The sequence below is a fragment of the Sphingomonas sp. CCH9-F2 genome, from assembly GCF_001556735.1.
Lineage (GTDB): Bacteria > Pseudomonadota > Alphaproteobacteria > Sphingomonadales > Sphingomonadaceae > Sphingomonas > Sphingomonas ginsenosidimutans.
The window spans coordinates 1-8,939 of record NZ_LSJO01000138.1 but is presented as its reverse complement, the minus strand read 5'-3'; the positions used below and the strand labels follow the sequence as shown (position 1 = coordinate 8,939).

At 68.5% G+C, this 8,939-nt stretch carries 10 protein-coding genes, 1 other RNA gene and 1 pseudogene; 6 read left to right on the top strand and 6 right to left on the bottom strand.

What is annotated here, in order from left to right; all coding sequences use genetic code 11:
* Positions 1 to 46 precede the first annotated feature (46 nt).
* The gene (locus tag AX685_RS04100; protein ID WP_066485696.1) at positions 47 to 478 is read right to left on the bottom strand and encodes an RrF2 family transcriptional regulator; all 432 of its coding nucleotides are present in this window, start codon (positions 476 to 478) and stop codon (positions 47 to 49) included.
* A gap of 45 nt (positions 479 to 523) precedes the next feature.
* Between AX685_RS04100 and ssrA the strand changes: the two genes are divergently transcribed.
* Positions 524 to 893: a transfer-messenger RNA gene (ssrA, locus tag AX685_RS04095) on the top strand.
* A gap of 65 nt (positions 894 to 958) precedes the next feature.
* Here ssrA and AX685_RS04090 read toward each other — a convergent pair.
* From AX685_RS04090 to AX685_RS04075, 4 genes are all read right to left on the bottom strand, one after another.
* Positions 959 to 1,849 (bottom strand): bestrophin family protein, encoded by an 891-nt coding sequence (locus AX685_RS04090; protein WP_066485694.1) that lies wholly within the window; start codon positions 1,847 to 1,849, stop codon positions 959 to 961.
* Positions 1,846 to 2,076 (bottom strand): hypothetical protein, encoded by a 231-nt coding sequence (locus tag AX685_RS04085; RefSeq protein WP_066485691.1) that lies wholly within the window; start codon positions 2,074 to 2,076, stop codon positions 1,846 to 1,848. The genes AX685_RS04090 and AX685_RS04085 overlap by 4 nt, the downstream gene beginning before the upstream one ends.
* A gap of 209 nt (positions 2,077 to 2,285) precedes the next feature.
* Positions 2,286 to 3,074, bottom strand: coding sequence for an SDR family oxidoreductase (locus tag AX685_RS04080; RefSeq protein ID WP_066485689.1), 789 nt, complete (start codon positions 3,072 to 3,074; stop codon positions 2,286 to 2,288).
* Positions 3,075 to 3,181: 107 nt separating this feature from the next.
* Positions 3,182 to 4,333, bottom strand: coding sequence for an acyl-CoA dehydrogenase family protein (locus AX685_RS04075; RefSeq protein WP_066485688.1), 1,152 nt, complete (start codon positions 4,331 to 4,333; stop codon positions 3,182 to 3,184).
* A 143-nt stretch (positions 4,334 to 4,476) separates the two neighbouring features.
* Here AX685_RS04075 and AX685_RS04070 point away from each other — a divergent pair, with 143 nt between their 5' ends.
* The 3 genes from AX685_RS04070 (at position 4,477) to AX685_RS04060 (ending at position 7,502) form a co-directional block, all read left to right on the top strand.
* On the top strand, positions 4,477 to 5,304 hold the full coding sequence (locus tag AX685_RS04070; protein ID WP_066485686.1) for an SDR family NAD(P)-dependent oxidoreductase: 828 nt from the start codon (positions 4,477 to 4,479) through the stop codon (positions 5,302 to 5,304).
* Positions 5,301 to 6,782, top strand: a complete 1,482-nt coding sequence (locus tag AX685_RS04065) for an MFS transporter (RefSeq protein WP_197418475.1) — start codon at positions 5,301 to 5,303, stop codon at positions 6,780 to 6,782. Before AX685_RS04070 ends, AX685_RS04065 begins: the two co-directional genes overlap by 4 nt.
* Positions 6,783 to 6,965: 183 nt before the next feature.
* On the top strand, positions 6,966 to 7,502 hold the full coding sequence (locus AX685_RS04060) for a CHAP domain-containing protein (RefSeq protein WP_066485697.1): 537 nt from the start codon (positions 6,966 to 6,968) through the stop codon (positions 7,500 to 7,502).
* Positions 7,503 to 7,521: 19 nt separating this feature from the next.
* On the opposite strand, the gene msrB is transcribed toward AX685_RS04060, so the two are convergent.
* Positions 7,522 to 8,016: a peptide-methionine (R)-S-oxide reductase MsrB gene (msrB, locus tag AX685_RS04055; protein ID WP_066485684.1), complete on the bottom strand. Its 495-nt coding sequence runs from the start codon at positions 8,014 to 8,016 to the stop codon at positions 7,522 to 7,524.
* A gap of 91 nt (positions 8,017 to 8,107) precedes the next feature.
* On the opposite strand from msrB, the gene AX685_RS04050 reads away from it, so the two are divergent.
* Both AX685_RS04050 and proA read left to right on the top strand, forming a co-directional pair.
* The gene (locus tag AX685_RS04050) at positions 8,108 to 8,386 is read left to right on the top strand and encodes a hypothetical protein (protein WP_066485681.1); all 279 of its coding nucleotides are present in this window, start codon (positions 8,108 to 8,110) and stop codon (positions 8,384 to 8,386) included.
* Positions 8,387 to 8,418: 32 nt separating this feature from the next.
* Positions 8,419 to 8,939, top strand: a pseudogene (proA, locus tag AX685_RS04045) (glutamate-5-semialdehyde dehydrogenase); the annotation flags it as partial.

The following is an 8,939-nucleotide window of genomic DNA, read 5'->3' as shown; positions in this document are numbered from 1 at the left end:
GCGGGCGCCTTCGGGCGCCGCATGGCTGCGGCGGCCCGCGCCCGCCTTACGCCGCGACCAGATCCTCCGCCGTGGCATCCGCCAGGCTGGTACCGTCCAGGATGCGTGCGGTTTCGTCGCGCACGCGCATCATCGCATGGCGGATTGCGCAATCCGCCTCGCTCTTGCAATCCTTGCACGGGCGATAGGCGGTGCGGCTGACGCATGGGACCAGCGCCAGCGGCCCTTCGATGATGCGGATGATCTCCCCCAGCGAGATCAGGTGCGCGGGGCGCGACAGGCAATAGCCGCCCATCTTGCCGCGGTGGCTGTGCAGCAGCCCGGCATCGCGCAGATCGGCGAGGATCAGCTCAAGGAACTTGCGCGGTACGTTCGCTTCCGCGGCGATGCGGGTCATCGGAATCGGGGGTGAGTCGGCGGGCGCGGTGGCCAGGAACAGCATCGAACGAAGGGCGTAACGCGACCGCTGGGTAAGCATACCCTATTATATACAGGGATATTGTGGCGGACAAATGGCCATCGCGGCCTTTGCGTTCGCGGACGTGGCCCCTATATGAGGTCGTGCCGGGTTCCACCCGGCTATGGCGATAAACCATGGCGTAGAATAGATGCAGCGGACCCGGGGGCAGTACCCGGCGGCTCCACCATCTGCGCCGCGCGAGCGGTGCGTGCGAACGCATCGTCCGGGCGGCCCAGCTGACGGGGCCGAACCAGGATCGACGTGTATTGAAAGGCGCCGTCTTCGCTCGGAATGGGACCACCGCAACGGCCCATTACACAAGTGCCAACGATAACGAAGCACTCGCGATTGCGGCGTAACTGATGGCCTAACGGCCTGACGTTACACCAAAATAGCGCGGTTGGACCCCACCGGGCAACAGAAGGGGATTCCAGCGGTACGGGAGGCACCGGGCAACAGAAGCCTCCCACTCGTCCGTTTGACCCAGCCCCGCCATGTTCACCACAGCACATGACCGTCGGGTTGCAGTGGCGGCGGGGCTTCGTAGCCGGCGGATTGCAGCAGATCGATCTCGATCGTGCGGCACATCGCGGTCAGTGGCACGTCGTGGACGGTGTTGGCGAACGGATCGACCAGGTCGTCGGCGACCTGCAACCCGGCAAGGAACATGAACCCCGCCAGCGACGAGCCGATCGGGGTCGCCCATTCCAGCGTGTCGACCAGCGCGATCGGCAGCAACAGGCACAGTAATTTGGTGAAGAACACCGGGAAGCTGCGATATTGCGCGGGCAGCGGCGTGTTCTTCAGCCGCTCCATCCCGCCCTGTGCATTGGCGATGTCGACCATCACGCGCTCGATCTGCGCCTGCTGGATCGTGTCGATCAACCCTTCGCGACGGATATCGGCGATCATCCGCGCGCTGCCGTCGAGCAGCGCGTTGGCCGGGTTGCTGCGCGCCATCGCCTCCGCCGCGGCATCCTCGCCCAGCAGGCGGACGATGTCCGGCGCGGGATCCTGGCGGCGCAACTGGCCGCGCAGCGCGTGGACATAGGCGATCTGGCGCCGGACGAGCAGCCGCTTCATCGTCGCGGCGGCGGCATGATCGTCGGGGACGAACGCCATGACCGCACGCGACAGGCTGCGCGAGGCGTTGATCATCGCCCCCCACAGCGTGCGCGCCTCCCACCACCGCTGATAGGCCGAATTGGTGCGGAACCCCAGGAACAGCCCCAGCACCGTCCCGAACAACGTCACCGGCAGCGCCGGCGCGGAAAAGGGCAGCGCATAATAGAACAGGGTGACCGCCGAATCCCAGACGAACAGCACCGCCAGCGTGCGCCAGGCGGGATAGAGCGTATGGCGGATCCGCGGCGCACGGCCGACGATCATGCGGCCGCGTCGTCCAGGTCCAGCCGGTCGCCCAGCATCTTGCGCACGCCCAGCAGGATGACGATCCCGGCGCCCTTCCAGAAATCGGCCGCCAGACCCGGCGTCAGTTCCTGCTGGATCCGCACGAAGCCGATGACGACCAGCACGCCCAGCGCGATGATCGGCAGGGCTTCCACATCGCGCCAGGTGATCGGTTCGTCGTGCGTGTCGGCGAGATAGTGAAGCATCGCTGCGCTCCCGATAGTGGCGGAAGCGCAGGATGTGCGGGGGCGGCGGTTAACCGGTCAACCGCGTGCCGTGGTGCAGCAACATTATATTGCCTTGCAGCGAAGCAGCGTTGCCCGCGCCTTTCCGATGTTGCCGGAACCTTGCTGCGTCGCACCAAACCGGTGCGCGAAGCGGCCGAATCGCGGGCGATCGGCCGCCGAGGCCGGGATCAGGCGTCGATGCTGGTGCCCAGGCTGGCGTTGACGATACCGCCGTCGACCGCGATCGTCTCCCCGATCACATAGTCGCCCGCGCGGCTGGCGAGGTAGATGGCGGTGCCGGCCATGTCCTCGTCCGCGCCGATCCGCCGGGCCGGGATCGCCTTGGCCACCGCATCGCCATGGTCGCGCGCGGCGCGGTTCATCTCGCTGGCGAAGGCGCCGGGGGCGATCGAGGTGACGTTGATCCCATCCCTCACCAGCCGCGCCGCCAGCCGCTTCGTCAGGTAGATCAGCGCCGACTTGGATGCGTGATAGCTGTACGTTTCCCACGGATTGAGCCGCAGCCCGTCGATCGAGGTGATGTTGATGACCTTCGCGGGTGCGCCGCCGGCCGCCCCCGCCTTGAGCAGGCCGTGCAGCGCCTGGGTGAGGAAGAACGGCGACTTGACGTTGAGGTCCATCACCTTGTCCCAGCCGCTTTCGGGAAATTCCTCGAACGGCACGCCCCACGCCGCGCCGGCATTGTTGACCAGGATGTCGAGCCGTTCCTCGCGCTCGGCCAGCGCGGCGGCGAGCGCGCGGCAGCCGTCGACGGTCGATACGTCCATCGGCAGCGGGATGCAATTCGGCCCCAGCTCCGCGGCGGTATCCTCGCACGCCGGCGCCTTGCGGCTGGAGATATAGACCTTCGCCCCCTGCGCGATGAAGCCGGCGGCGATCATCTTGCCGATGCCGCGGCTGCCCCCGGTGACCAGCGCGATGCGGCCGTCGAGGCGGAACAGGTTGGTGGTGTCCATGTGATCTCTCCTGAAAGACGTCACCCCAGCGAAGGCTGGGGTCTCGTGCCGCGCAGGACCACCCCTGACGCTCGAGAGCCCAGCCTTCGCTGGGGCGACGGAAGTGGTCAGCCGCCGCGCTTCATCGTTTCGCGCGCGATGATGAGCTGCTGGATCTGGCTGGTGCCTTCGTAGATGCGGAACAGCCGCACGTCGCGGTACAGCCGTTCGATCCCGTAATCGGCGATATAGCCGGCGCCGCCGAAGATCTGTACCGCGCGGTCGGCGACGCGGCCGACCATCTCGCTGGCGAAATATTTGGCGGCGGCGGATTCGAGCACGACGTCCTGGCCGTCATCCTTGGCGCGCGCGGTCTGGAGCACCAGCGCCCTGGCGGCCAGCGCCTCGGTCTTCGAATCGGCGATCATCGCCTGGATCAGCTGATGCTCGGCGATCGGCTTGCCGAACTGGCGGCGCTCCGCGGCATAGGCGACGCTGTCCGAGATCAGCCGCTCGGCGACGCCGATGCACACCGCCGCGATGTGCAGCCGCCCGCGATCGAGCACGCGCATCGCGATCTTGAACCCTTCGCCCTCCGCGCCCAGCCGGTTGGCGGCGGGGACGCGCACGTCGTCGAAATGAACGTCGGCGACCTTCGCGCCCTTCTGCCCCATCTTGCGTTCGGGTTCGCCCACCGACACGCCGGGCAGGTCGCGGGGCACGAGGAAGGCCGACACGCCGCGCCCGCCCGCTTCCTCCCCGGTGCGCGCCATCACGGTGAACAGGTCGGCGCGATCGGCATTGGTGATGTACCGCTTGCCGCCCGACAGGCGATAGACGTCGCCGTCGCCGTCGCGGACCGCGCGGGTGCGCACCGCGCCCGAATCGCTGCCCGCCTCCGGCTCGGTCAGCGCGAAGCTGGTGATGACCTCCCCGCTGGCGATGCGCGGCAGCCACTGCGCCTTCTGTTCGGGGGTGCCGGCCATCACCAGCCCCTGGCTGCCGATGCCGACATTGGTGCCGAAATTGGAGCGGAACGCCGGGGTGGTGCGCCCCATTTCGATCGCGACCAGCGCCTCTTCGGCCATGGTCAGCCCCAGCCCGCCATATTCCGGCGCGATCGACAGGCCGAACAGCCCCATGTCGCGCATGTCCTGCACCACCGCCTCGGGAATCGCGTCGTCGGCTTCCACCTGCGCTTCCAGCGGGCGCAATCGTTCGGTGACGAAACGGCGCACCGTGTCGATGAGCGCGTCGAAGGTTTCGGGATCGAGTGCCATGGCGCGCATCCTAGCCATATTTGGCCGTACGAGGCAAACCCGATATTCGAACCGTGGCGTGTTGACGGGAGCATAGCCCATACTATGATGCCGAAACACCGGACCCGGCAGCATGGCCGGGCCGGCGTTCGCAGGAGAGTGGGATGCGGCTTCAGGGCAGGCGCGCGGTGGTGACGGGTGGTGCATCGGGCATCGGGCGCGCCACCGCGCTGCGGTTGGTGGACGAAGGCGCCGAGGTGTGGATCGGTGATATCGACCGCGACGCGGGCGCGGAGATCGCCGCCACGTCGAATGGGCGGATCCATTTCCAGCATACCGACGTCACCGACGAAGCGGCCATCGCGGCGCTGCTGGGCGCCGCCGACGCGGCGGGCGGGCTGGATATATTGTTCAACAATGCCGGGGCAGGCGGCGCGCGCGAGCGGATCGACGAGATCGCCGCCGACGACTGGGACCGGACGCAATCCTTGTTGCTGCGATCGGTCGCACTGGGCATCCGCCATGCCGCGCCGCTGATGGCGAAGCGCGGCGGTGGGGCGATCGTCAACACCTCCAGCGTGTCGGCACTGGGCAGCGGCTATGCCCCGATCGCCTATTCCACCGCCAAGGCCGGGGTGCTGCACCTGACCAAACTGGCGGCGGCGGAGCTGGCGCGGCACCGCATCCGCGTCAATGCGGTCGTCCCCGGTTTCATCACCACCAACATCTTCACCCGCCACCTCGACGTGGGGGAGGACAAGCGGCAGATGGCCAACCAGGCGATCGCCGGGATCGCCGCCAAGGCGCAGCCGGTGCAGCGTGCCGGCCGGCCGGAGGATATCGCCGCCGCGGTCGCCTATCTGGCGAGCGACGATGCGGCATTCGTCACCGGCACGCACATCCTGATCGATGGCGGCATGACGATCGGCACGCGCGCCAGCTGGGACGAAAGCGAGCCGTCGCTGTTCACCGCGCTGGAAGCCTTTCGATGACCGATCGCGGCGCGCGTCTGGCGGGGAGCGCGCCGCAGGTCCGGCGGCTGTCGCCGGGGACGATGGCCGGCTATGGCATCGGCGCGACCGCTTACGGGGTGAAGGACGCCGGGTTCGGCACGTTCCTGCTGCTGTTCTACAATCAGGTGGTCGGCGTGCCGGCGGCGACGGTCGGTTTCGTCGTGATGTGTGCGCTCATCATCGACGCCTTCGTCGATCCGACCGTCGGTTTCCTGTCGGACCGCACGCGTGGGCGCTGGGGGCGGCGGCATCCGTGGATGTACGGAGCGGCATTGCCGATCATGATCGGCTGGCTGCTGTTGTGGAACCCGCCGGCGGCACCGCAGCAGCTGGTGCTGGGCTGGCTGTTCGCGGTCGCGGTGGTCGTGCGGTCGGCGGTCAGCGCCTATGAAGTGCCCAGTCAGGCGCTCGCGGCCGAATTGTCCGGCGATTATGACGAGCGGACGCGGATCATGGCGTACCGCTATCTGTTCGGCTGGGCGGGCGGGCTGCTGATGCTGGTGTCGGCCTATCTCTATTTCCTCAGCCCCACCCCCGGCTATCCCAACGGCCTGCTCAACCCGGCCGGCTATCGCAGCTTCGCGATCGCGGGGGCGGTGGTGATGGGGACGACGATCCTGGTCTCGGCGATCAGCACGCACCGCGAAATCCCCAACCTGCCGCAGCAGCCCGCCGACGACCGGTCGTTGCGGGACAGTTTCCGCGACATCGGCGCGACGCTGAGGAATCGCGCGTTCGTGACGCTGATGCTGGCGGGGATCTGCGCCTATACCGCGCAGGGGCTGGTCTATGCCCTGTCCAACTATCTCTACAGCTTCGTGTGGGGGCTGCGCGGCATGAAGTTCGTGCTGCTCAGCCTGTCGCTGTTCGCAGGCGTGGCGTGCGCGTTCGTGGTGGCGCCGCGGATCGGCGCGAAACTGTCCAAGCCGCGCGCGGCGGCGGTGGCGGCGGTGACGAGCGTGGTGTTCGGCACCGCGCCCTATTGGCTGCGGCTGGCTGGGCTGTTCCCCGCGGTGGGCGATCCGGCGCTGCTGCCGGTGCTGTTCACGCTGGTGGCGATGGGCACCGCGTTCAGCGTCACCGCCTATATCCTGGGCGCATCGATGCTGGCCGATGTGGTGGAGGATGCCGAGCTGCGTACCGGGCGCCGGTCAGAAGGAATGTTCTTCGCGGGCGGCTTCTTCGTCCAGAAATGCACCAGCGGAATCGGCATCTTCGTGTGCGGGCTGATCCTGGCGGCGGCGGGCTTTCCCGAAAAGGCGGTGCCGGGGCAGGTGCCGGTCGCAGTGCTCGACCGGCTGACCCTGATTTATGCCAGCTGCTACGTCGTGTTCGCGGTGCTGGCGTCGTTCTTCTATTCCCGGTTCCCGTTCGGACGGCGCGAGCATGAGCTGCGGATGGCGCGGCTGGCGGGCGCGCCGGTGGTCGATTCGGCCCCGCGCGAGCCGTTCGCCTAAGACCAAGGTCGCAGTTACCGGCAGCGCCGCTGTCGCGCTTTTGCGGCGCCGCAGCGGTTCGTCGCCGGTCATGCTCCGTTCATCCGAATTGGTTCCGCGACCGTTTGCAGGCGGAAAAATCCCCGGCTAGCGACACTGCATCAGTTCGTTGAGACCGGGGGGTCGCCCGTGAAGTTCAAGGTGATGGCAGCGCGTTTTGCGCTGGTGATGTCGTGCGCCCTGGGGACCACCGCGCCGGCGCAGGCCAAGTATCTGCAGTGCGCGCCCTTCGCCCGTGACGTGTCCGGAATCGAGATCCGCGGCAATGCCAATACCTGGTGGGGCCAGGCCGCCGGCCGCTACCAGCGCGGCGACCGCCCGCAGGTGGGCGCGGTGATGGCGTTCAAGGCCGTTCGTTCGATGCCGGTCGGGCATGTCGCGATGGTCAGCCGCATCGTCAGTGAGCGCGAGGTCCTGCTGACCCACGCCAACTGGTCGCGCCGCGGTGGGATCGAGCGCAACGTGCGCGCGGTCGACGTGTCGGAAGCCGGCGACTGGAGCAAGGTGCGCGTGTGGTACGCGCCGACCGGCGGGCTGGGCACCACCAGCTATCCGGTGGCGGGCTTCATCTATTCGGGCCGTGCGCCGGCCACCCCGACCGTCGAGGCGCCGCTGCCGCCGGTGACGATCGCCACCGTTGCGGCCGTGCCCGCCGACGGCGTGCTGCCGATCGCGCGCTGAGCGACCGGTCGCTCCTGCGTCAGGCCGGACGGAAGGTCATCGCCACGCCGTTCATGCAATAACGCTTGCCGGTCGGGCGCGGGCCGTCGTCGAAGACGTGCCCCAGGTGCCCGCCGCAGCGCCGGCAGTGGACCTCCACCCGCACCATCCCCAATGTCCGGTCGCTGCGCGTCGCCACCGCATTGGCCAGCGGCGCCCAGAAGCTGGGCCAGCCGGTGCCGCTGTCGAACTTCGTGCGCGACGAGAACAGCGGCTGGGCGCAGCCCTTGCACGCAAAGGTGCCGGCGCGATGTTCGTCGTTGAGCGGGCTGGAGAAGGGGCGCTCGGTGCTTTCCTGGCGGAGCACCGCGAAGGCGGCGGGGCCAAGCTGCGCGCGCCATTGCGCATCGGTCTTCGTCACCGGGAAATGTTCGGCGGCTTCCGCGGGTCGACTGCCGCAGGCGACCAGCGCGGAGGCGAGGGTGCCGAGACCGGCGGCGGCGAGGAAGTGGCGGCGATCGAGCGGCTGGTTCATCGCCGCGATATAGGAACGCGCGGCGCGTCGTCCAGCCGGCGGAACGGGCGGGCATGACAGGGGTTGGTGATCCGCATCAGTGGAGTAACCCATGTCGTTCCAGCAACTTGACCCGCCGCTTCCGGTCCATGTCATCGACAAGGGCGCGGGCTACGCCTTCGCGGTCATCGATTACGGGCAGGAACACAATCTGATCTGGGTCACCGCGATCAACGATACGGGCGAAATCTGGTGCGCACCCAATCCGCGCGTGCGGTTGCAGGCGAACTGGACAATGGGGCGCGCACGCCCGTCGGCGGTCGCGACGGCGGCGCCGGGGGACTGCGCCGCACCGGTGCTGCGCGCGGAGCCGCTCGACAAGCCGAATTGAGGTTCGGCGGGGCGGCGTGTTAGGGGCGGCGGATGTTGGACAGTCAGACCCCCACCGCCCTGATCGCCGCGATGGCGGTGCACGCGCGCGCCGCGTCCCGGTTGCTGGCCCGCGTGCCGGATGTTGACAAGGCGCGCGCGCTGGCGATGGCGGCCGACGCGATCCGTGCCGCCGCAGCCGATATCATCGCGGCCAATGCGGCCGACGTCGCGCGGGGCGAGGCGAACGGCCTGTCGGGCGCAATGCTCGACCGGTTGCGGCTGGACGAGGCGCGAATCGCCGCGATGGCCGATGGCATTGCCGCGGTGGCGGCGCTGGCCGATCCGGTCGGGCAGGTGATCGACACGGCGACGCGCCCCAACGGCCTGGCGCTGTCGCGTGTGCGCGTCCCGATCGGGGTGATCGGCATCATCTACGAAAGCCGGCCGAACGTGACCGCCGACGCCGCTGCGCTGTGCGTGCGGTCGGGCAATGCGGTGATCCTGCGTGGCGGATCGGAAGCGGTGGAGAGCAACCGGGCGATCCATGCCGCGTTGGTGGCGGGGATCGCCGC

Excerpts from the sequence above, each read along its gene's own strand:
- AX685_RS04100 (WP_066485696.1), bottom strand. The coding sequence starts at position 478 with ATGCTTACCCAGCGGTCGCGTTACGCCCTTCGTTCGATGCTGTTCCTG.
- AX685_RS04090 (WP_066485694.1), bottom strand. The coding sequence starts at position 1,849 with ATGATCGTCGGCCGTGCGCCGCGGATCCGCCATACGCTCTATCCCGCC.
- AX685_RS04085 (WP_066485691.1), bottom strand. The coding sequence starts at position 2,076 with ATGCTTCACTATCTCGCCGACACGCACGACGAACCGATCACCTGGCGC.
- AX685_RS04080 (WP_066485689.1), bottom strand. The coding sequence starts at position 3,074 with ATGGACACCACCAACCTGTTCCGCCTCGACGGCCGCATCGCGCTGGTC.
- AX685_RS04075 (WP_066485688.1), bottom strand. The coding sequence starts at position 4,333 with ATGGCACTCGATCCCGAAACCTTCGACGCGCTCATCGACACGGTGCGC.
- AX685_RS04070 (WP_066485686.1), top strand. The coding sequence starts at position 4,477 with ATGCGGCTTCAGGGCAGGCGCGCGGTGGTGACGGGTGGTGCATCGGGC.
- AX685_RS04065 (WP_197418475.1), top strand. The coding sequence starts at position 5,301 with ATGACCGATCGCGGCGCGCGTCTGGCGGGGAGCGCGCCGCAGGTCCGG.
- AX685_RS04060 (WP_066485697.1), top strand. The coding sequence starts at position 6,966 with ATGGCAGCGCGTTTTGCGCTGGTGATGTCGTGCGCCCTGGGGACCACC.
- msrB (WP_066485684.1), bottom strand. The coding sequence starts at position 8,016 with ATGAACCAGCCGCTCGATCGCCGCCACTTCCTCGCCGCCGCCGGTCTC.
- AX685_RS04050 (WP_066485681.1), top strand. The coding sequence starts at position 8,108 with ATGTCGTTCCAGCAACTTGACCCGCCGCTTCCGGTCCATGTCATCGAC.